18 protein-coding genes are annotated in these 22,610 nt (G+C 39.3%); 9 read left to right on the top strand and 9 right to left on the bottom strand.

Annotated elements, in window-relative coordinates; all coding sequences use genetic code 11:
• Window positions 1–163: 163 nt before the first annotated feature.
• The 6 genes from lpdA to ampD form a co-directional block, all read right to left on the bottom strand.
• Window positions 164–1,594, bottom strand: a complete 1,431-nt coding sequence (lpdA, locus tag ACSLUH_RS07550; protein WP_448565693.1) for a dihydrolipoyl dehydrogenase — start codon at window positions 1,592–1,594, stop codon at window positions 164–166.
• A 224-nt stretch (window positions 1,595–1,818) separates the two neighbouring features.
• Window positions 1,819–3,504, bottom strand: a complete 1,686-nt coding sequence (gene aceF / locus ACSLUH_RS07545) for a dihydrolipoyllysine-residue acetyltransferase (protein WP_448565692.1) — start codon at window positions 3,502–3,504, stop codon at window positions 1,819–1,821.
• Between the two features lie 20 nt (window positions 3,505–3,524).
• Window positions 3,525–6,200, bottom strand: coding sequence for a pyruvate dehydrogenase (acetyl-transferring), homodimeric type (gene aceE / locus ACSLUH_RS07540; RefSeq protein WP_448565691.1), 2,676 nt, complete (start codon window positions 6,198–6,200; stop codon window positions 3,525–3,527).
• 79 nt (window positions 6,201–6,279) lie between these two features.
• The gene (pdhR, locus tag ACSLUH_RS07535) at window positions 6,280–7,050 is read right to left on the bottom strand and encodes a pyruvate dehydrogenase complex transcriptional repressor PdhR (RefSeq protein ID WP_448565699.1); all 771 of its coding nucleotides are present in this window, start codon (window positions 7,048–7,050) and stop codon (window positions 6,280–6,282) included.
• Between the two features lie 395 nt (window positions 7,051–7,445).
• On the bottom strand, window positions 7,446–8,315 hold the full coding sequence (gene ampE / locus ACSLUH_RS07530) for a beta-lactamase regulator AmpE (RefSeq protein ID WP_448565690.1): 870 nt from the start codon (window positions 8,313–8,315) through the stop codon (window positions 7,446–7,448).
• A gap of 45 nt (window positions 8,316–8,360) precedes the next feature.
• Entirely contained in the window at window positions 8,361–8,903 is a 543-nt protein-coding gene (gene ampD, locus ACSLUH_RS07525) for a 1,6-anhydro-N-acetylmuramyl-L-alanine amidase AmpD (protein WP_448565689.1), read from the bottom strand.
• Between the two features lie 84 nt (window positions 8,904–8,987).
• Between ampD and ACSLUH_RS07520 the strand changes: the two genes are divergently transcribed.
• The 3 genes from ACSLUH_RS07520 (at window position 8,988) to ACSLUH_RS07510 (ending at window position 11,150) form a co-directional block, all read left to right on the top strand.
• A complete protein-coding gene (locus ACSLUH_RS07520; RefSeq protein WP_448565688.1) occupies window positions 8,988–9,509 on the top strand; it encodes a retropepsin-like aspartic protease family protein in 522 nt (173 codons plus the stop codon).
• Window positions 9,510–10,409 (top strand): carboxylating nicotinate-nucleotide diphosphorylase, encoded by a 900-nt coding sequence (gene nadC, locus ACSLUH_RS07515; protein ID WP_448565687.1) that lies wholly within the window; start codon window positions 9,510–9,512, stop codon window positions 10,407–10,409.
• Between the two features lie 282 nt (window positions 10,410–10,691).
• On the top strand, window positions 10,692–11,150 hold the full coding sequence (locus ACSLUH_RS07510; protein WP_448565686.1) for a pilin: 459 nt from the start codon (window positions 10,692–10,694) through the stop codon (window positions 11,148–11,150).
• A 492-nt stretch (window positions 11,151–11,642) separates the two neighbouring features.
• Here the strand turns inward: ACSLUH_RS07510 and ACSLUH_RS07505 are convergent, their stop codons facing one another.
• Complete coding sequence (locus ACSLUH_RS07505) at window positions 11,643–13,322, bottom strand: PglL family O-oligosaccharyltransferase (RefSeq protein ID WP_448565685.1); 1,680 nt, start codon at window positions 13,320–13,322, stop codon at window positions 11,643–11,645.
• A gap of 157 nt (window positions 13,323–13,479) precedes the next feature.
• Between ACSLUH_RS07505 and pilB the strand changes: the two genes are divergently transcribed.
• From pilB to yacG, 6 genes are all read left to right on the top strand, one after another.
• Window positions 13,480–15,183 carry a type IV-A pilus assembly ATPase PilB gene (gene pilB / locus ACSLUH_RS07500; protein ID WP_448565684.1) on the top strand — a complete coding sequence of 568 codons (1,704 nt, stop codon included), beginning with the start codon at window positions 13,480–13,482 and terminating at the stop codon, window positions 15,181–15,183.
• A 62-nt stretch (window positions 15,184–15,245) separates the two neighbouring features.
• The gene (locus ACSLUH_RS07495; RefSeq protein WP_448565683.1) at window positions 15,246–16,490 is read left to right on the top strand and encodes a type II secretion system F family protein; all 1,245 of its coding nucleotides are present in this window, start codon (window positions 15,246–15,248) and stop codon (window positions 16,488–16,490) included.
• 78 nt (window positions 16,491–16,568) lie between these two features.
• Window positions 16,569–17,453 (top strand): prepilin peptidase, encoded by an 885-nt coding sequence (locus ACSLUH_RS07490; protein WP_448565682.1) that lies wholly within the window; start codon window positions 16,569–16,571, stop codon window positions 17,451–17,453.
• A 7-nt stretch (window positions 17,454–17,460) separates the two neighbouring features.
• Window positions 17,461–18,075 carry a dephospho-CoA kinase gene (gene coaE / locus ACSLUH_RS07485; RefSeq protein ID WP_448565681.1) on the top strand — a complete coding sequence of 205 codons (615 nt, stop codon included), beginning with the start codon at window positions 17,461–17,463 and terminating at the stop codon, window positions 18,073–18,075.
• An 88-nt stretch (window positions 18,076–18,163) separates the two neighbouring features.
• Complete coding sequence (gene zapD / locus ACSLUH_RS07480) at window positions 18,164–18,910, top strand: cell division protein ZapD (RefSeq protein WP_448565680.1); 747 nt, start codon at window positions 18,164–18,166, stop codon at window positions 18,908–18,910.
• A gap of 63 nt (window positions 18,911–18,973) precedes the next feature.
• Window positions 18,974–19,210, top strand: coding sequence for a DNA gyrase inhibitor YacG (gene yacG, locus ACSLUH_RS07475; protein WP_448565679.1), 237 nt, complete (start codon window positions 18,974–18,976; stop codon window positions 19,208–19,210).
• Between the two features lie 117 nt (window positions 19,211–19,327).
• Here the strand turns inward: yacG and mutT are convergent, their stop codons facing one another.
• Both mutT and secA read right to left on the bottom strand, forming a co-directional pair.
• Window positions 19,328–19,726 (bottom strand): 8-oxo-dGTP diphosphatase MutT, encoded by a 399-nt coding sequence (mutT, locus tag ACSLUH_RS07470; protein ID WP_448565678.1) that lies wholly within the window; start codon window positions 19,724–19,726, stop codon window positions 19,328–19,330.
• Between the two features lie 130 nt (window positions 19,727–19,856).
• Window positions 19,857–22,538, bottom strand: coding sequence for a preprotein translocase subunit SecA (secA, locus tag ACSLUH_RS07465; RefSeq protein ID WP_448565677.1), 2,682 nt, complete (start codon window positions 22,536–22,538; stop codon window positions 19,857–19,859).
• Between the last annotated feature and the right edge of the window lie 72 nt (window positions 22,539–22,610).

Genomic DNA, 22,610 nt, shown 5'->3' with positions numbered 1-22,610 from the left:
AGCTCAAGTAGAGCACCACATCTTACCGATGAAGCGAGAGCGAGCGTATCCAAGATGCGTTAAACCAAAACCTAGCAAATATCCCAAGAAAAAATGCCAGTCAGTTGTTAACTGACTGGCATTAAGCGAATGCTGACTTTTTTAACTTGATAACTATCGACGTTTATTTCTTTTTCTTGACTGCTTTTGCATTCGGCAAGTCAGTAATTGAACCTTCAAATACCTCTGCTGCAAGGCCAATAGATTCGTTTAACGTTGGGTGAGCATGAATGGTTAATGCGACATCTTCAGCATCGGCTCCCATTTCAACAGCTAAACAAATTTCGCCTAACATTTCACCAGCATTAATTCCGACAATAGCACCACCTAAAACACGGCCTGATTCTTTCTCAAAAATCATTTTAGTTTTACCTTCGGTACGTGCAGACGCTATCGCCCGACCAGAAGCAGCCCAAGGGAAGTTAGCAACTTCAATATTTAAACCTTGCTCTTTGGCTTCACGCTCAGTAATACCTACCCAAGCCATTTCTGGGTCTGTATAAGCGATAGAAGGAATACAACGAGGATCAAAAACGTGCTTCTTACCGGCAATGACTTCTGCAGCAACATGGGCTTCATGCACCGCTTTGTGAGCTAACATAGGCTGACCGACTACATCGCCAATTGCGAAGATATGAGGAACGTTAGTACGTAATTCATTTGAAACGTTAATAAAACCACGCTCATCAACGTTTACACCTGCTTTATCAGCACCAACTAAGTGACCGTTTGGCTTACGTCCTACAGCCACTAAGATCTTATCGTAACGTACTTGACCTTCAGGGGCATTTTTACCTTCAAACGTTACATATAAACCGTCGTCTTTCGCGTCGACAGCAACAACTTTAGTTGACAACATGATGTTGAACTTTTTCTTGTTGTAATTTGTGTAGATCTTAACGATATCTTTATCTGCAGCAGGCACAAGCTGGTCTGCAAATTCAACTACTGACACATTTGAGCCTAAGGCGCTATAAACTGTCCCCATTTCTAAACCAATGATACCGCCACCTAGCACTAACATTTCTTCAGGAACATCTTTAAGCTCTAAAGCACCCGTTGAGTCAATAACGCGAGGGTCATCATTAGGAATAAATGGTAAATCGATAACAGAAGAACCACACGCGATGATAGCATTATCAAAGTTAATGGTTGTTTTACCGTCAGCACCTTCTACTTCAATAGACTTATCAGAAGTAAATTTACCAAAGCCAGTCACTGTTTTTACTTTACGTGCTTTAGACATTCCGCCTAAACCACCAGTTAATTGACCGATTACACTATCTTTCCAGTCGCGAATTTTATCTAAGTCAATTTCAGGCTTGCCAAAGCTAACACCATGCGATGCCATAGCAGCAGCATCATCAATCACTTTAGCAACATGAAGTAACGCTTTTGATGGAATACATCCAACGTTAAGACATACACCACCTAATGTTTCGCGGCTTTCAACTAATACTACATCTAGGCCTAAATCAGCCGCACGGAATGCTGCTGAATAACCGCCAGGACCTGCACCTAAAACTACGACTTGAGTTTTAATTTCGTTACTCATGCTAACCTCAAATTAACTTGTTTACTCAGTGTTTAAATAGTAATTATTTAAAACAATGACTTTGAATCTTTTATAGGGCACGAAGTTTACTCAAAGTGAATAAAAATCGCCATCTTTTAATAAAAATAAGTCGGTAACAATAAAAACTTTCTTAGATACTTTCATTATTACCGACCCGAGTTTCTACATTACCGTTATCTTAGCCAATAGTAATGTCGCTAGTATTACAATACCAATTTACGTATATCAGACATTACCGCAGATAAATGCACGGTAAATCTTGCTGCGACTGCGCCATCAATTACTCGATGATCGTATGACAACGATAATGGTAACATCAATCTAGGCTCAAACTCTTTACCATTCCACTTTGGTTTCATTTCAGATTTAGAAACACCAAGAATGGCAACATCTGGCGCGTTAACAATTGGTGTAAACGCCGTACCACCGATACCACCTAAACTCGAAATGGTAAAACAGCTACCTTGCATGTCAGCAGCCTTCAGTTTACCTTCCCGTGCTTTAGTACTAATTTCTACCAGCTCTTTCGATAACTGATGAATACCTTTTTGATCAACATCACGTACAACAGGAACGACTAATCCATTTGGCGTGTCAACAGCAACACCGATATGGCAGTACTTTTTCATGATCAGGTTTTCACCATCTTCACTCAAGCTTGAATTAAATACCGGATAAGCGCGCAATGCGTTTGCAGCCGCTTTCATAATAAACACCAAAGGCGTTATCTTAAAACCAAGCTTTTGTTTTTCACAAATAACGTTCTCGGCCTTACGAAATGCTTCAACTTCAGTAATATCAGCTTCATCAAACTGAGTAACATGAGGAATAGTCACCCAGTTACGATGTAAGTTAGGCCCTGAAATTTTTTGAATACGTGTTAACGGTACTTCTTCAATTTCACCAAACTTACTAAAGTCAACTTGTTTACGTTCAATAACTTGTAAGCCACCTGAACCACCAGCAACACTTGAACCGGCATTAGCTTTAGGGCGAGACAATTCATACTTAACGTACGATTGAACATCTTCTTTAAGAATACGGCCCTTGTTTCCCGTACCGTTGACCTGTGTTAAATCAACGCCAAATTCACGCGCTAAACGACGAATCGATGGAGATGTATAAATCGCTCCTGTCGCTTTCACCCCTGATTGCGGGTGATGCGGCACTGGCGCAGGTTTTTTAGCGGCAGGTGCTGGTGTCGACTCAGCTTGTTGCTCAGGCTTTGATTCAGCTTTAGTTTCTGGCTCTGGTTGTTCAATGGCTGCCGGAGCCCCACTATTGGTTTCTAAACGAATTACCAAAGAGCCTTTTTTCACTTTATCACCGTTAGATACCAAGACTTCTTTAACGATACCTGCATGAGATGATGGCACATCCATGGTAGCTTTATCGGTTTCTAAGGTGATTAAACCGTCTTCTTCTGCAATTTCGTCACCCACACTGATCATTACATCGATAACGTCAACTTCGCCATCTTCACCGATATCAGGTACAACAACATCGATAACTTCACTGCCACCAGCAGAAGATTGAGCTTGATTACTTGGCGCTTGCTCAGTCTCTTGTTTTTCCGGTGCCTTTTCTTCAGATGATTTTTGCTCTGACTCTGCTTGCTCTGTCGTTGTTTCAGATGCAGATGAATCCGCAGATTGCGCTTTCATTTCAGCAATCAAATCACCTTCTTTAATTTTGTCACCAACTTCAACTTTTAAGGCAACTAACTCTCCAGCCATTGGCGCTGGGATATCCATTGACGCCTTATCTGTCTCTACGGTAATAATACCCTCATCAGCTGCTAACGTGTCACCAACGGCAACACATATTTCAATTACTTCAACTTCATCGCCGCCAACATCTGGAACTAGCACTTGTTGAATATCAGACATAGTAAATCTCCAGTTTTTCCCTAGGCATAAAGCGGGTTAAGTTTATTGGTATCAATGTCGAAACGTTTGATTGCTTCACTAACCACTTTTTTATCGACATCACCACGATTAGCAAGTTCATATAACGCCGCTACGACAATGTATGCCGCATTCACTTCAAAATGGCGTCTCAAGTTAGCACGACTGTCGCTTCGACCAAAACCGTCAGTACCTAAACAACGGTATTCGGTATCAATAAAGGCACGTACTTGATCAGAATATGCTTTGACGTAATCTGTCGCTGCGACAGCCGGACCTTTATCTTTAGTGATCATTTGGCCAATATATGGTGTTTGTGGTTCTGCTTCAGGGTTTAGCATATTGTTACGCACAACCTCCTGACCTTCTCGCGCCAACTCATTAAATGAAGTCACTGAGAAGACATCGCTTGAAATGCTGTAATCTTTAGCTAATATCTGTGCAGCTTCTCGCACCTGTAACAAAATAGTACCTGAGCCCATTAACTGAACATTAGCTTTGGCTTTCTTAGCACTTACGGTTTCGAGCTTGTAAATACCTTTGATGATTTGATCTGCAATATCTTTATCTTCAGGCATCGCCGGATGTTGATAGTTTTCGTTCATCAAGGTTAAGTAGTAGAAAATATTTTCATTATTTTCATACATGCGACGTAAACCATCTCTAACAATCACCGCCACTTCGTAGCCGTATGTTGGATCATAAGTAATACAGTTAGGGATCAGTCCCGCTTGAACATGTGAATGCCCGTCTTGATGTTGTAATCCTTCACCATTCAGTGTTGTTCTACCGGCTGTAGCGCCCAATAGGAAACCACGCGCCTGACTATCGCCTGCCGCCCACGCTAAATCGCCAACACGTTGGAACCCAAACATAGAGTAATAAATATAAAAAGGAATTGTCGTTGCATTACACGTTGAATAAGACGTACCAGAGGCAACCCAAGAGGCCATTGCACCTAACTCATTAATCCCTTCTTGTAGTACTTGTCCTTGTTTATCTTCACGATAGTAAGCGACTTGATCTGCATCTTGAGGAATATATTTTTGTCCTTCATTAGCATAAATACCAACTTGACGGAACAAGCCTTCCATACCAAAAGTACGTGCTTCATCAGGAATAATTGGCACAATACGTTTACCGATCTTTTTATCTTTTAGTAAGCTGTTTAAAACGCGCACAAACGTCATTGTCGACGAGACTTCACGATCACCTGAACCTTTCAATATCGCATCAAAAGATTTAAGCGGCGGGATTTCTAACGACTCTTCAGCTTGCTTGCGACGTGCTGGTAATGAGCCACCTAACGCTTCGCGTCTGGCTTTCATATACTGATATTCTGGACTGTCTTCTGGGAACTTGTAATAAGGCAAGTCAGCAATTTTGTCGTCACTAATCGGCATATTAAAGCGATCTCTGAAATATTTGATCGATTCAATATCCATTTTCTTGACATTGTGAGCGATGTTTAAGCCTTCACCTGCAGCACCTAAACCGTAACCTTTGACCGTTTTAGCAAGGATTACCGTTGGACGACCTTTGGTATTAATGGCTTTATCATATGCTGCGTAAACTTTTACTGGATCATGACCACCACGATTTAAACGCCAAATGTCCTCATCTGACATGTTGGCAACCATAGCTGCAGTTTCAGGATACTTGTTGAAAAACTTCTCGCGGGTATATTTACCACCTTTGGCCTTACAGTTTTGATATTCACCATCAACGGTTTCATTCATTAACTGTAACAACTTACCTGAAGTATCACGGGCTAACAGCGCATCCCAATAACTCCCCCAAATAACCTTAATAACTTCCCAACCAGCGCCACGGAATGTCCCTTCAAGCTCTTGAATAATCTTACCATTACCACGAACAGGTCCATCAAGACGCTGAAGGTTACAGTTAATGATAAAAGTTAAATTGTCTAAGCCTTCACGCGATGCAAGACCAATAGCACCTAATGATTCTGGCTCATCAGTTTCCCCATCCCCTAAGAAACAATAAACACGCTGACCAGAACAATCTTTAATGCCACGATCAGTTAAGTACTTTAGAAAACGCGCAGTATAAATCGCTTGTAATGGCCCTAGGCCCATTGATACCGTTGGAAACTGCCAAAAATCTTGCATTAAATGCGGATGAGGATATGAAGATAGACCATTACCATCAACTTCTTGACGGAAATTATTCATTTGCTCTTCAGTTAAGCGACCTTCTAAAAACGATCTCGCATAAATGCCTGGAGAAATATGGCCTTGTGCAAAAATAAAATCACCACCATCTTGTGGAGATGCGGCTTTGAAAAAGTGGTTAAAACCTACGTCATAAAGCATTGCCGATGAAGCAAAGCTACCAATGTGACCACCTAGTTCTAAGTCTTTTTTCGATGCACGTAATACTAAAACTAAAGCATTCCAACGGATTGCAGCACGAATACGCGCCTCAATAGTTTGATCGCCAGGCATATGAGGTTCTTGTCCAGGAGGAATCGTATTGACATAAGCAGTTGTCGCATCAAATGGTAAATGTGTGCCACTACGACGAGCGTGATCGATAAGTTTCTCTAAGAGGTAATGAGCGCGTTCTGGACCTTCATTTTCCAAAACAGCTTCCATTGACTCTAACCATTCTTGGGTTTCTAACGAGTCAATATCGTTATTTGGGAGCTCAGACATAAGTTACTTAGTCTCCATTGTAGTTATAAATTTTGATTAATAACCGCTTACAATTTCAGCGACTATCGTTAATATTCTGCTACAGCTTTTGCATTCTTCTCATTGAACGTTGCATACGACTTTGTTCTTGAGTTAACTGTAATAACACTTCTTCTATAAATGCTAAGTGACGATGACTCGCCCCCCAGGCTTTTTGTGGCTGACCACTTAAAATGGCATCCATTAACCGTTTTCTATACTCTGCAATTTTGGCAAAAATATCGGGACGTTGTGCCAAAACTGTTAAATTTTGCTCTATGTTATCAATAAGCAATGTCGACATTCCACGCGCCAGGTGCAATATGACGGCATTGTGTGAAGCGGCGCAAATAGCAAGATAGAACTCAAACACGGCAACAGCTTCATCACGATAATTGTTATCAAGCTGGGCATTACCTATCGCTTCATGTTTTGCTTGTATTTCGTCAAAGTCGGCTTTTGTACCACGCATTGCCGCATAATATGCCGACATTCCCTCTATTCCGTGCCGAAACTCCAGTAAATCAAACTGAGATTCTGTGCTGTTAGCCATTAAAGCAAAAAGCGGATCGGCAAAACCAGATAAAATGTTTTCACTGACAAAGGTTCCGCCACCCTGTCTTCGATTGACTAAACCTTTTGCTTCAAGTTTTTGTATTGCCTCTCTTAGCGAGGGTCTGGAAACGTCAAATTGTATCGCCAGTTCCCTTTCTGGCGGCAGTTTTTGTCCTGCAATCAAGCTGCCTTCTAAAATCATGGCCTCTAGTTGCTGCAAAATAACATCTGACAGCTTGGCCTGTTTTAGTGGTTTTCTAATATGCGTCAGTGACATAGCAACCTTATGCAAATCCAAAAATTTGAACCTTTTACCTTCAGTTTAAAAGTGTAAAGTACAACTAAAACCCAAAGGTAAATTGGTCTTACCAATTATATTTAGGGCATTAAATTATCAAATATAGTGTTAAATGTAAATAGACCTTAGTTCAAACTGAAGATTTTGCCACCACGGTAATTAACGTGATAGTTTGATTTTGTCTTGGGTAGTCAGCTTTACCGGTATGTGTTCTGCTGATAAAAAGCTTCAATATGTGTGAAATTTGAGTTGTTTGAAGAATTAAGGCGCCTTACTCAATTAGTGATGAGTATTATGACGCCACAATTAACAAGCTATTGACTATTCTTATTGCTACATTAAGCGAACGCTAGTAACGCTATTACTTAAAATATTTAATGAATAACGCCTGTCAATATCAATATTGATAATACAGCTAAGCAAAGTAATAACGTTCGTTTTGCTAACCTAACCAGTAGGCATGGCTCTGCAGTGCAATCCCCGACATCGATCATAAAGTCTTCTGATTTGTGTGCGACTTCAGCAAGCAGGTATTGAGGAGGTTTCTCAAAATCAAAAAGGTTTTCTAACCATGTCGGCATCGCTTTAGAGAAATGCCCTACTAGCATATAACCAAAGGATACGATTCTGATCGGTATCCAATCCAACCAAAAGAGTATTTGCTGAGCTATCGTTCTAACCTCCTCATAAGGTGTTTCTTCTGTACTTTTATTTTGCTCTTCAGCACTTTGTTCATGCGCAGGAAGTTCAGTGACTTTAGTTAGCAATCGATACGCCAATGCTCCAGCCGCACCGAAAACGACAAAAAACACCATAATCGCGATAAAGTAGCGATAGTTTAACCAAATCAAACTTTGACCAAAGCCCAAATCGACTAGGTTTTTATCGTGAATAAGTTGCTTATGATAAAGTTCACAAGTGGTTTGCTCACCACGAAAGGCTGCTAACAAATACTGTTTGTAACAATCTCGTGTTGCCACACAACCAAAACACGCAATAAGAATAAGTGTTGAAGCGGCAAAGTACAAAATACCATCCCCCGGCGCTGATAAGATCAGGTAACAAACCAACACCGGAAGAAGAATAAAAATGCCATTTGCTAATGTTGAAGTGCCTAACTTACCGACAACGCTGTATCGATCAAAAAGTCGCTGATAATGCCGGAAGTAAAAATTAAATTGCCACACCGAAGACGATAAACTTTTTTGTGCTGCTAACGCGATTAATAAACTCATTAAGCTCATGTTAGATCCCTGTACTGCGCCCTGAAGCGCCATGCTTGGTTGATGTTATTTTGACAATAATGTTTGATAATAATGCCAGTCAAAAGCTTCACCTGGATCAGTCTTTCGATCTGGTGCAATATCACAGTGGCCAACAATATGGTCTTTTATTTCAGGATAATACGCTTTTATAGCCTGTGAAACGAGTGCTAATTGATGATATTGTTCATCGGTATAGGGAATATCGTCAGCACCTTCAAGTTCAATACCAATAGAAAAGTCATTGCATTTTTGCCGCTCGCGATAGTTAGAAACTCCGGCGTGCCATGCCCGGTGATTAAAAGAGACATATTGAATAACTTCACCATCGCGCCGTATTAGACAATGTGCTGATACCTTAAGTTGATATATCTCGGTAAAATATTCATCCGCGTTAGGGTTTAAGCGGCCTAAAAATAAATCAGTAATGTAAGGACCGCCAAATTTTTTAGGCGGCAATGAGATATTGTGGATCACTAATAGTGAAATATCTTGTTCATTAGGCCGCACGTCAAAGTGAGGGGAATGCTCATGCTTAACCCCCTGCAGCCAACCATTAATAATATCCAAACTAATAATTCTTCTGGTTAAAATTTAAAATCATAATACAATAGCCACTGAAGAGAATAATAGCGAAAATATTCATTTAATGTAATGAGCGATAACGATCCAACAGCAACTCTTGGTAGGTACTTTATTTGGCTAGCATGGGCAATAGTGCTCGGATTATTGGTTTTTGTTTTTCAATCAATGCTTGATTATCAATTTAATCCTAACCAACAACCAGAATATCGATTAACCGCCGACGGGAATGCTGAAGTGACCTTAACGCAAAATCGTCAAGGGCATTACCTGACCAGTGGAAGAATTAACGGCACACCAGTGACGTTTTTATTGGATACCGGGGCTACTCAAGTATCGATTCCAGCCCATATCGCCGAGCAATTGCATTTAGAAGTGATTGGCCAAGGCATTGCTAATACGGCAAACGGCACTGTGAGAATTTATCAAACCAGAATTGATGAACTTAGTTTTGGTAACATATATCTCTATGATGTCGCCGCGCATATCAACCCAGGAATGAAAACTAACGAAATCTTGTTAGGCATGAGTGCCCTAAAAAAGGTAGAATTTAGTCAAACTGGCAACCAACTAATATTAAGAGAAAAAAGATAAATGTTATCTAAAGAGCTACTCATTGATATCAATCAATCCGTTTCAACTGCTTTATGTGAAGATTTAGGTGTTAGTTCAATAAAAGAAATTAGCAACCAACTCGATGTGACTGCCGCATTGATTCCAGAGGATAATATTGCCGTTGCCAACATTATTAGTCGAGAAGACTGTATTATTTGTGGTGTTGAGTGGGTTAATCAAGTATTTTCATTGCTTGATAACGCTTATGGGTTTTCTGATCAGCAAGCAACTAAAATCACTTGGTTTGTTAACGATGGACAAGCAGTAAAAGCCAATACCACGCTTTTTGAATTACACGGCAACGCGAGGTTGCTATTAACGGGTGAACGCACTGCATTAAACTTTTTGCAATCATTATCAGGGACCGCGACAGTAACCAGTCAATATGTTGCCTGCCTTTCTGGTGCTAAAACACAATTATTGGATACCCGTAAAACGATACCTGGTCTTCGTAGCGCGCAAAAATATGCGGTTAAATGTGGTGGTGGGGTAAATCACCGTATCGGGCTGTTTGATGCATTTTTAATTAAAGAAAATCATGTCGCGGCCTGCGGTGGTATAGAAAAAGCAATAACGACTGCCAGAAACAATCACCCAGATAAAAAAGTTGAAGTTGAGGTGGAGTCAATTGACGAACTCACTCAAGCATTAAATGCCAAGTCAGACATTATTATGCTGGATAACTTTACCCCGGCGATGATCGAACAAGCAGTTAATCTGACCCAACAACTTACCGCTGGTGACACCAAGCTCGAAGTTTCAGGTAACATGACGCTAAAGACTCTAAACGAATATGCCAAAGCAGGCGTTGATTATATTTCCGTGGGTGCGTTGACCAAACATGTTAAGGCCGTGGATCTATCAATGCGATTTGTTTAATTAAAAACCTATCGTATTTATATGATTGGCTTAGTTAAATGCGAATAGCATAAATATTAGCTAAACCTGCATTTTGTGCTGGAAATAAAAATAAACTTAGTTATAGTGTTAAATTATTGCGTTAAAAAACTGTTAAATTTTAATCGATTAGTCATAAAAAGTTCAAAAAATGAATTTTTTTTACTAATTTTAAAAAAAAATGCTAAACATTATTTTACATTTTAAATTTTTTGGCGCAGTATCTTATTAGCCCCCGTAATTAAAAGTATGGATGTACTGATTATGAAAAACACGTTACAAAACTTAAGTTCTAAGAAACAAGCTCAAGGTTTTACCTTAATTGAATTGATGATTGTTGTGGCAATCATCGGTATTTTGGCCGCGGTTGCGTTGCCGGCATATCAAACGTATGCCCAACGAGCCCAATTTTCAGAAGTTGTTTTAGCCGCGACGCCAGCGAAAACGGCGATCACTATTTGTGTAACGGCTGGTCAAACTGATTGTAGCACTATCAGCGACGGCAATAAAGGCGCAGACAATGGCTGGGCAAATGCTGATTTAGTTGATACTGTTGAAATTGGCGGTTCTTCTACTGCTCCTACAATCACTGTAACTTCTGAAGCCGTGTTAGGAAGCGGCACTCAATCATTTGATTATATTCTTGAAGGTAATGTTGCTAACAATGCTGTCACCTGGGAAACAAAGTCGACAAGTACATGTTTAGCTGCTGGCTTGTGTTAATTAGCGAGCTAACATCCTTGCGTTAGCTCGCTAAAAAGAGATGGAATGCTCTTGAGTGAACTTACTAATGGTTTGTATGTTATAAGCTAGAAAAACGCCCACAATATGTTGGGCGTTTTTTATCGATATGAAACAGTAACCTTTGAGCAATACACCACATAAACGGTTAGATTAGTGCCCATCAAATTGTAAATGCGCTAGTATAACCTCTCCGAACAATAACGATTTTATCTTCATACATTAATTAAGCATTCAGGCTCTTAATAAGTAACATCTTCATTTTGGTAACCAAGTCTGTCTCATAAACTAATAGAAGTTAAGTAAACAACTTCATTATCGTAATATTTTAAGAATAACCTACGAGCGATAACTCAGATATCAATATTAGTTGTTTAGAATTCTTCCAACCATCGATGAAAGTTAAAGTATGCAATACTTAGGTTTTTCAATACATCGGCGGTACTGCATTCGAACAATGAACAGGGCCACAGATTAGTTTCGTGGATATAGTCTTGAAGCATCCTCTTGTATTTTTTTAACTAGCGCGCTATCAAGTTTAATATCATTTTTTTGCAACGTATCTATTGCGGCTAACATATTATTATACACAGCATATCTTGGGCGATATTTTACAAACTCAACTCCCCAATAAATATAACGTTTTAACGCTTCTGGGTTCTGCTGTTTATATCCATTTACCAAACCTTGCTGATAAATAACTAATTCATAATAATCTCGCCAAGCTAGTGGGTGTATAATTGATCTAATTTGACTATTGTCTTCATTTTTACTTCGTTTGAATGCTTCCAATTTGAACGATGTATGTATACTAATCAAAAAATAAGCAATTGAAAACATTGTCAATATACCACTAACAAGATTTAAAATGACTTTATAAGTAGTATTGATTTGAGTTTGTTGTAATTGAGCTTGTTTGTTTTTCGTTTCGATAAACCACAACAAAGTAAGGCAGTAAAACAAATGGATTGCTGAATGGTAAAATGGATATTCCAACAGACTGTGCAGCAGGACAGGCAATAACAAAGCAGAATATTGAAGTTTTTCTAGCAAAGGTACATCTTTACATAACCGCAATGCGGTTATCATGATAATCAACAAACCAAGTAGGGATATAATTCCACCCTCAACTCCCCATAATAAAATTTCGTTATGAGGATGTCCCAAATCATCAAGTGGAAACTTGTCAATTACACCTTGCCTCAGTAGATCGAGGTGAAACTCTCGATATTGCTTTTCAAATTCACCATAGCCATAACCCATTATAGGTTTCTCAAAGAACATTTTAGAAGAAACCTGAATGATTGTTGTTCTAACACTATCACTGTATATGTTTGATTTAACAGGGACGGTTTTAAGATATTTAAATGAAAATAGTCCGACAATAAGCCCTACAAAAATAGCTATTAATACCATCTTTAATTTTGGCCTATCACGCAATAAGCTTGGTATAAGAAGCGCCAATACCAATATACCAGCCAAATATCCTGTTTTTGATTGAAGCACGACTAACAAGATAGGGCTTGTGAAAAGAACGAATGTACACAAGAGCTGCACAAGCCGCTTGAATTTAAATTGTGCAATATGAATTAATAGAAAACTAGCTAAGCCAATTCCGGCAGCTAAAAAACTGGCCATAACATTTGGCTGAGTGAATGAACCATACGGCCGTCCATATATCGGCGTATAACCTAAGACTTGAATATCAAACAAACTTAATAAAAAGAATTGTATTAAGCCTAAGAAGCACTCTATTCCAATTCCTAGGAGAAATAATAACAAAACATTAAGGCGCTGACGCTCTGAAAACCTCATTTGAAAAAGGGAAAGCAAGAACAAATAACCTGCAACAAGACCAAATAACCTCATATAGGACTTATCTACAAACTCTCCCCCATAAAAAATGGGTATGATTAGCAAAAGTATTCCCAATAAATAACCAACATGAAATTTTGACCAATAAAACTTTTCTACCTTTGCTATTTGAATTATCGCTATTGCAATCAATAATGCTATAGCAAACCAGCCTATAATATTAGGGATTAGATACAAGCCAAAACCGCCTGGCGTTGGCAATACTATGTGCATACCAACTAGTAAATATACGAACAAAACAGAAAAATATAATCGTTGAGTTTGGGATAAATTAACCAATAGACTTCCCTAATAGTAGATGGTGATGTTGTTAATTTGTAAAATTATCATTAATGATAAGAACTTAAGCTTAAGAATACTTGTTTTTTTTGTTTTTTATTAAAAAAATGCGTTACACTAGAATGAGAGATAATTAATTGAGTTAAACCAGAACGTTATGAAAGGGCTTCATCAACAATCTAGTGTTTTATCAGCGCTTTCTAAGCATAACATCGTCTCAACCGAAATGGTAGACTCGATAAGTGCTGAGTTTATTCAGCAAAAGAAACCCTTTGTGCGTTATCTTGTTGAAGATAAAAATATTGATGCTAATAAAATAGCTATAATTCTCTCAAAAAGTTTTGGTTACCCGTTGATGGGACTTGAGTCATTTGATACTACTCTTGTTCCTGAAGGCGTAAGAAACGAAAAGCTCATTCGCAAACACCAAGCTTTACCTTTATTTTTACGTGGCAAAGTTTTATTTGTCGCGATGTCAGATCCTACAAATCTAGATGCTCTTGAAGAGATCCAATTTAATACAGGCTATTCTACTGAGCTCATTTTGAGCAATGAATCAGAACTTAACAAATGCATTGAAAAAGTCTTGGAAGAAGAGAGTGACGCTCTGGATATCAGTGATATCGATGCAGATGAGCTTTCAGGTATAGATGTTCAAGAAGAACGCAGTGATGATGAGCCGGTAACCGGTGATAAAGAAGATGCGCCAATCGTCGTTTATATTAACAAAATACTACTTGATGCAATTAAAAAAGGCGCATCCGATTTACATTTTGAGCCTTACGAAAAAGCATACCGTATTCGCTTTCGAGTCGATGGTATTTTAACAGAAGTAGCAAGGCCGCCCATAGCGTTAGCAAGCCGCATGGCGGCGCGTTTAAAAGTTATGTCTAAGCTTGATATTGCCGAACGTCGTGTACCTCAGGATGGAAGGATAAAACTCGCGCTTTCACGCAAAAAATCGATTGATTTTCGTGTCAGTACCCTACCGACGATGTGGGGCGAAAAGATCGTAATGCGGATATTAGATTCATCTAGTGCAATGCTTGGCATTGATATGCTCGGCTATGAACCAGAGCAAAAGAAAATTTATCTAGATGCTCTCGCACAACCGCAAGGAATGATTTTAGTTACCGGCCCGACCGGTTCCGGTAAAACGGTATCGCTCTATACCGGCTTAAATATTCTTAATACCCCTGAGCGCAATATTTCAACTGCCGAAGACCCGGTAGAAATTAACTTAGAAGGTATTAACCAAGTACAGATAAACACCAAAGCTGGCCTAACTTTCCCAAGTGCTTTACGTTCTTTTTTACGTCAAGATCCTGATATTGTTATGGTTGGTGAGATCCGAGATTTGGAAACCGCAGAAATAGCCATAAAGGCCGCACAAACCGGTCACTTAGTCTTATCAACCTTACATACTAATTCCGCAGCAGAAACCTTAACCCGTTTATTGAATATGGGCGTTCCTTCATATAACGTGGCCAGTTCGGTTAGTATTATTATTGCCCAGCGTCTTGCTAGGCGCTTATGTCCGCAATGTAAAGCTGAAGATGATATTCCCAAGCAAGAGCTACTCAACCAAGGCTTTCCAGAGGATAAAGTAGATGATATTAAACTTTTTAAAGCGGTAGGCTGTGACCAATGTACCAATGGTTATAAAGGTCGTGTTGGTGTTTATGAAGTGATTAAAATCAGCCCTAAAATCGCCAGTATTATTATGGAAGGTGGTAATTCACTCGATATCGCTAAACAATGTCAAGCAGAAGGTTTTAACAATTTAAGGCAATCCGGGCTTAATAAAGCCATGCAAGGCATGACCAGTTTAGAAGAAATTAATCGGGTTACCAGTGGATAATAATAAGTAATTTGTAGTAAATTAGATTTAAGGGTATTAGATCGCTAACACTAGGAAGTAATATGGCTGCAACTAAAACAGCAAAAGCGCCCACAGTAAAGGCACTAGACACCTTCATATGGCAAGGTGTTAACCGTAAAGGTAAAAAGGTTAATGGTGAGCTTCCTGCTGCCAGCATTATAGAGTTAAAAGCACAATTACGTAAGCAAGGGGTTACCCCAGGTAAAATTAAGAAAAAAGCTAAACCCTTATTTGGACTCGGTGGTGATAAACCCATAACACCTGCCGATATCGCCGTTATTACCCGCCAAATTGCTACTATGCTGGGTGCTGGTGTCCCACTTGTTCAAACCATTGAAATGATAGGCGCTGGCCACAATAACGGCAACATGCAAAAACTACTGGGAGATATTGGCAATAAATTACAAGCTGGTTTACCACTATCGGAATGTTTACGGGAGCATCCCCGTTATTTTGATGATCTATACTGTGACTTAGTAAATTCTGGAGAGCAATCAGGCTCACTAGAAAGTATTTACGACCGTATTGCCACCTACAAAGAAAAAGCAGAGGCGTTGAAATCTAAAATTAAAAAAGCAATGACTTACCCTATAGCCGTGTTAGTCGTTGCTTTTATTGTGACTTGTGTACTATTAATCTTTGTTGTGCCCGTTTTTAAAGATATTTTTGATAGCTTTGGTGCCGAACTTCCAGCATTTACGCTTTTTGTATTAGCAATATCGGACTTTTTACAAAGCTACTGGTATATTGGAATTGGCGGAATAATAGCGTTTATCTGGTTGTTTAAAAGAGCACATCGTAATAGTCAAAATGTTAGAGATGGCGTTGATAAACAAATATTAAAACTACCTGTAATAGGTGACTTATTGATGAAAGCTGCCGTTGCTCGCTATGCACGCACATTATCAACTACTTTTGCCGCCGGTGTCCCCTTGCCAGATGCTTTAGAATCAGCAGCTGGTGCTTCTGGTAATGCGGTATTTCGTGATGCGATTTTAGAAATACGCTCCGAGGTGACCTCCGGTATGCAAATGAACCTAGCAATGCGTAATAGCAATATTTTTCCCGATATGGTTATTCAGATGGTAGCTATTGGTGAGGAATCAGGTGCTGTTGATGATATGTTATCAAAAGTGGCGACAGTATATGAACAACAAGTTGACGATGCCGTAGATTCACTCACCAGTCTTCTAGAGCCAATGATTATGGCGGTACTGGGTGTGGTTATTGGTGGCTTAATTGTCGCGATGTATTTACCTATTTTCCAAATTGGTATGGTTGTTTAATCTCAATCAGAATCATTAGAGACAGCCACTTGTTGTTACCAGCAAGTGGCTTTTTAACGAAAAATATAAGGTTATCTTGTGTTAACGCAAATTTTTACGGTATTTGAACAGCAACTTCTCTTCTTTTATTGCTCGATTGGCATAGTGTCATTGGCTATTGGTAGTTTTTTAAACGTGGTCATTTTTAGATTACCGAAGATGTTAGAGTATGGCTGGTATCATGAATGCCGAGAATTTTTGGGCGATGAAGTTAAGGCATTAAAACCCAAAGAACTGCCTCAGATAACCTTATCAACACCCAATTCAACATGTCCTCATTGTGGCCATCATATCAGGTGGTACGAGAATATCCCGGTACTCAGTTGGCTAGCATTACGTGGCAAATGCAGTGCTTGTCAGCACAAAATTTCCAAACGATATCCGCTAATAGAGCTAACCACAGCGATTGCTAGCATTATTGTTGCTCAGCATTTTGGCGTAACCTGGACAACCTTTGCAGTACTGATTCTTACTTGGTCACTGATTGCCCTAACGATGATTGATTTTGATCATATGCTATTACCGGATCAAATCACCCTTCCGCTAATATGGCTCGGATTGTTAATCAATATTAATGGCTTAATTGTACCGCTTGAGCAGTCGGTGATCGGTGCTGTTGCAGGTTATATGAGTTTATATAGTATTTTTTGGTTATTTAAACTGTTAACCGGTAAAGAGGGAATGGGCCACGGAGACTTTAAGTTGCTGGCTGTATTTGGTGCATGGATGGGTTGGACTTTACTACCAATTCTTATATTAATGGCTTCTGTTGTTGGTGCTGTTATTGGTTTATCGCTAATGCTATTTAAAGGTCATCAGCGCGAACAAGCTATCCCGTTTGGCCCTTACCTTGCTATAGCTGGCTGGATAACCATACTATGGGGTCAGCAAATTTGGAATTGGTATTTAGGGTTGATAGGCTGATCACTTAGTGTCTAAATTTACTATTGGATTAACAGGTGGGATTGGCAGTGGTAAAACGGCAGTGTCTGACCGTTTTAAATCGCTTGGTATCGATATTATTGACGCAGATATTGTCGCAAGAGAAGTCGTTTGTATTGGTAGCGATGCCCTACATCAAATAGAAACTAAATTTGGTCAAACGATACTGCTAGACAATGGAGAACTCAATAGGGCTAAATTGAGAGCTATTGTCTTTAATGACTCAGCAGACAAAGAATGGTTGAATAACCTGTTACACCCATTGATTAGACAAAATATATTAAAAGCACTAAAGGAAGCTAAAAGCGACTATTGTATTTTAGTGGCCCCGCTTTTGCTGGAAAATGGCCTACAACATTTAGTTAATCGAGTGCTTGTGATTGATGTCTCTCGTCAGTGTCAAATAGCACGCACGATCACAAGAGATAGTAGTGACAAAGCTCAAGTAGAAGCCATCATAAATAGCCAAATATCTCGGCAAGATAGGCTTTCATTAGCCGATGATGTAATTGATAATGAAAGCATTAGTTTAGCCGACATTGAAAAAATCGTTGCTCAATTACACCAAAAGTACCTAGAATTTAGTAAAACTGGCGAAAATTAGCAATAATTAGCGTTAAATAGTTAAAAAAGTTCGCCATTTTACGTTTACCTCGTTAGTATATTGAACAGTTAAATAGTCAGTAGGTAATATGGCAGCAATATTATACGAACATCCGCTAAATGAGCGTATTAGAAATTACTTAAAGCTTGAGCAACTTTTTGCGCAGGCTGAACAAGCTCTTGCCGCTGACCCATTACTAAACTATCACACCTTCTTTAACGCCTTATTTTCCATCATCGATACCTTAGAGCGAAACGATATTCGTGGCGAATTAATTAAAGATCTTGAAAAGCTCGAACAAAATTTAGTGATTTGGTCAAAGTCACCCGAGATTAATGATGATGCCCTGCAGCAAAATTTACAGCAAGTAATAGAGCTGATATGTCAGCTTAGAATTACCACGCCGCAATGGGTAGCCGTTAAAGAAGATCAATTTTTGATCGGTTTGAAGCAACGCTATGCAATACAAGGCGGCAGTTGTAGTTTTGATTTGCCCCAGCTTCAGTTTTGGTTAAATCAAGGTGCTGAAACTGTTGGAAAGTCGATGAGTGATTGGCTTCGCCAGTTTCAACATATTACTAAAGCACTTGCCCTGATTTTAAAGTTTATCCGTCAGAGGGTTCCCTTTGAAACCATAAATACCGATAGTGGTTTTTTTCAAGATAGTGGCGAAGGTATTTTATTGCTGCGAATAAAAGTAGACGAGAGAGCAACCTACTACCCTACTGTTAGCGGTAATAAGTTTCGTTATTCAATTCGTTTTATGGCGCCTTGTCAAGATAGCGGTAAACGTTATTACAGCCAAGCCACACAATTTGAATTAGCTCGCTGTTAATACTTAAAAACTATCTCTAGCTTCGCTATAATAGCCTAACAATTTATTTAAGAACGCCCTACAATGACCTTAACTGTATCTTGCCCAACTTGCAAAGAACAAGTGCTTTGGCAACCTGAAAACGAATATCGACCTTTTTGTAGTAAACGCTGTCAGTTAATTGATCTTGGTGAGTGGGCTGACGAAGGACATAAAATCACCCAGCCAATTCAAGAGTCAACAGAACTTAATGAAGAGATGCTTGATGCCATTGAAGCGCAATTCTTACAGCATAATAAATTCTTCGTCGAACCCGAGTAAGTAAAGTTGAGGAGCTAATTCCCTCCTCTATTAACATACTATCAATTCCTATAAGTATTAAGCCTTTCAAAGCTTGACCTGAAGCGTCATCTCAAAGCAGTTAAATGCAGAAATGTTTTAACAATAAATCGACTTAAGTTTTTCAACAATCGCTTGATTGGCGGCAGGGAAATCAAGAGTTGATAACTCATTAATTGAAAACCACGCCTGTGCTTGCCCCTCTTGTGCTGTTGGCTCGCCCTGATAGTTTTCAATTACGAAAACTTCAAGTAAAACCTTTTTATCGCCATAATCATGGCTTATCTCAATAAGTGGAATACAAGATAAAATGTCTATAGCAATCTCTTCTTGTAATTCTCGATGAAGGGCTTGATAAACACTTTCCTCAGGTTCTACCTTTCCACCAGGAAACTCCCATTTACCGCCTTGGTGAACGTTATCCGCTCGCTTGGTTAAAAATACTTCACCATTAGATAAAATAACCCCGACGGCAACATGAACGACTTTACTAGGCACAAACAATTCCTCATTCTACAGAATACCAAGTAGGTCAAATACTTAATCTAATTGGTATAACCTCAAATCTAACATAAAAAAATGCCAATCTGGTGATTGGCATTTAATACAACAAATAGACACTTAGGCGTTAAGTCAGCTTACCATGACACTGCTTATACTTTTTCCCAGAGCCACAAGGACATGGATCATTTCGACCTACACGTGGTACAGAGGAATCCTGAGCTGGAGAGCTAGCTGATTCATGAGTGTACTCTTTTGGCATTTCATCAGCTTTACGGTGTTGCTCTTCTACCGCTTCAACATCAGATTCTTCTTTGATTTTTACTTTACTTAATACGCCAATAACGTCGTATTTCAAGTTTTCGAGCAATTCAGAGAATAACTCAAAAGATTCACGTTTATATTCTTGTTTTGGATTCTTCTGCGCATAACCACGTAAATGGATACCTTGGCGCAAATGGTCCATTGCTGCTAAGTGCTCTTTCCAGTGAGAGTCTAAACTCTGCAACATTACCGCTTTTTCAAAGTGTCTCAGTACGTCAGCGCCAACCAATTTCTCTTTTTCACGATAAACGTTAACGACAGCGTCAAGTATCTTTTCTCTAAGGGTCTCTTCATGTAGCTTCTTGTCTTCTTCTAGCCATTTAGCAATTGGCAATTCAACGGCAAGTTCACCTTTAAGACGCTCTTCTAAACCTGGAATATCCCACATTTCATCTAACGATTGTGGTGGAATATGCTGACTAATGAGACCCTCAACAACGTCTTGACGAATACTGTCAATAACATCGCTAATGTCATTAGTTTCCATTAACTCATTACGTTGCTCGTATATTACCTTACGTTGATCATTAGCAACATCGTCAAACTCAAGTAACTGCTTACGAATATCGAAGTTACGTCCTTCCACTTTACGCTGTGCATTCTCTATGCTCTTGGTTACCCATGGATGCTCGATGGCTTCACCACGCTCCATACCAAGCTTACGCATCATATTGGTAATGCGCTCTGAAGCAAAGATACGCATCAGTGCATCTTCCATTGATAAATAGAAACGCGTTGAGCCTGGGTCACCTTGACGACCAGAACGACCACGTAACTGATTATCAATGCGTCGTGATTCATGACGCTCGGTCGCAACGATATGCAAGCCACCTAGCTCAAGCACCTTATCATGTTGCTCTTGCCATTCAGCTTTGACTTTTGCAATATTTTCTTCAGTAGGTGATTTAAGTCCTGCAATCATCGCATCTAAATTACCACCTAAAACAATATCCGTACCACGACCTGCCATGTTAGTCGCAATGGTTACCGCGCCTACCTTACCTGCGTCGGCAACAATTTCAGCTTCTTGAGCATGAAATTTGGCATTAAGCACTTTGTGCTTAATCTTTGACTTTTTCAAATATGACGATAAAAACTCAGAAGTTTCAATGCTAATTGTACCAACCAATACAGGCTGTCCACGCTCAACACAGTCTTGAATATCAGCCAAAATAGCTTCGTATTTTTCTTCTGCAGTTAAGTAGATTAAATCAGGTAAATCTTTACGGATCATTGGCTTATTGGTCGGAATAATCACCGTCTCTAAACCATAAATATGATTAAACTCGAAAGCTTCGGTATCAGCAGTCCCGGTCATCCCTGATAGTTTTTCATACAGCCTAAAATAGTTTTGGAAAGTAATTGACGCTAAGGTTTGGTTTTCGTTTTGTATTTTTACACCTTCTTTAGCTTCAACGGCCTGATGCAAACCTTCAGACCAACGACGACCTTCCATCGTTCGGCCAGTATGTTCATCAATAATAACCACTTCTTCATCTTTTACGATGTAATCAACATCTTTTTGGAACAAGTTATGAGCACGTAATGCCGCCATAACGTGATGAAGTAACGTGATATTAGCAGCCGAAAAAAGCGAATCTCCTTCCTGAATTAAGCCTTTTTCTTGCATAATTTCTTCGATACGTATTTGACCACGTTCAGTTAAATAAACTTGCTTCGACTTTTCATCAACAGTGAAATCACCAGTACTCTCTTCACCTTCTTTGTCTTCTTCAGCTTGTTGCTCTAATGTTGGCACAATACCATTGATGCTCAAATAAAGCGCAGAGCTATCTTCTGCTTGACCAGAAATAATAAGTGGTGTTCTAGCTTCATCAATAAGAATTGAGTCAACTTCATCGATAATGGCAAAGTGTAGTGGCTTTTGAACCCTTTCTTCAGGCGAAAACGCCATATTATCTCTTAGATAATCAAAACCGAATTCGTTATTGGTACCGTAGGTGATATCAGATTGATAAGCGACTTGCTTATCTTGATGCGACATTCCAGGAATATTACAACCAACCGTTAACCCCAAAAATTCAAATAAAGGACGACTCCACTCTGCGTCACGTGACGCTAGGTAATCATTCACTGTGATAACGTGAACGCCCTTACCCGTTAAGGCGTTTAGGTAAGCGGGTAAGGTTGCAGTCAGCGTTTTACCTTCACCGGTGCGCATTTCGGAAATTTTCCCTTGATTTAACACCATACCGCCAATCATTTGCACATCGAAATGACGCATACCAAAGACACGTTTGCTTGCTTCTCTAACAACCGCAAAAGCTTCAGGCATTATGGCATCAAGAGACTCTTGCTTGCTGATCCTTTCTTTAAACTCTGAAGTTTTTGCTTTTAGTTCTTCATCAGATAAGGATTCTAAAACCGGCTCAAACGCGTTAATTTTTGCCACTTCCTTGCTTAGCTGCTTTATTAATCTGTCGTTACGACTACCGAATAATTTTGTTATTAAATTTACAAACATCTTGTTAAACCATCTTTGGAAGAAATCTTCCGTTCAAAAAATAAAAGTGATCGGCACAAGCCGATCACCAAA

The sequence above is a fragment of the Thalassotalea ganghwensis genome, assembly GCF_053485795.1.
Note: the sequence above shows the minus strand (reverse complement) of the source record. Positions and strands in the feature narration are given on the sequence as shown.

What these genes read in the sequence shown, in the direction of transcription:
- aceF (WP_448565692.1), bottom strand. Translation starts at nt 3,504, where the DNA reads ATGTCTGATATTCAACAAGTGCTAGTTCCAGATGTTGGCGGCGATGAA.
- ampE (WP_448565690.1), bottom strand. Translation starts at nt 8,315, where the DNA reads ATGAGCTTAATGAGTTTATTAATCGCGTTAGCAGCACAAAAAAGTTTA.
- ACSLUH_RS07510 (WP_448565686.1), top strand. Translation starts at nt 10,692, where the DNA reads ATGAAAAACACGTTACAAAACTTAAGTTCTAAGAAACAAGCTCAAGGT.
- aceE (WP_448565691.1), bottom strand. Translation starts at nt 6,200, where the DNA reads ATGTCTGAGCTCCCAAATAACGATATTGACTCGTTAGAAACCCAAGAA.
- zapD (WP_448565680.1), top strand. Translation starts at nt 18,164, where the DNA reads ATGGCAGCAATATTATACGAACATCCGCTAAATGAGCGTATTAGAAAT.
- pilB (WP_448565684.1), top strand. Translation starts at nt 13,480, where the DNA reads ATGAAAGGGCTTCATCAACAATCTAGTGTTTTATCAGCGCTTTCTAAG.
- ACSLUH_RS07520 (WP_448565688.1), top strand. Translation starts at nt 8,988, where the DNA reads ATGAGCGATAACGATCCAACAGCAACTCTTGGTAGGTACTTTATTTGG.
- nadC (WP_448565687.1), top strand. Translation starts at nt 9,510, where the DNA reads ATGTTATCTAAAGAGCTACTCATTGATATCAATCAATCCGTTTCAACT.
- pdhR (WP_448565699.1), bottom strand. Translation starts at nt 7,050, where the DNA reads ATGTCACTGACGCATATTAGAAAACCACTAAAACAGGCCAAGCTGTCA.
- lpdA (WP_448565693.1), bottom strand. Translation starts at nt 1,594, where the DNA reads ATGAGTAACGAAATTAAAACTCAAGTCGTAGTTTTAGGTGCAGGTCCT.
- ACSLUH_RS07495 (WP_448565683.1), top strand. Translation starts at nt 15,246, where the DNA reads ATGGCTGCAACTAAAACAGCAAAAGCGCCCACAGTAAAGGCACTAGAC.
- yacG (WP_448565679.1), top strand. Translation starts at nt 18,974, where the DNA reads ATGACCTTAACTGTATCTTGCCCAACTTGCAAAGAACAAGTGCTTTGG.
- secA (WP_448565677.1), bottom strand. Translation starts at nt 22,538, where the DNA reads ATGTTTGTAAATTTAATAACAAAATTATTCGGTAGTCGTAACGACAGA.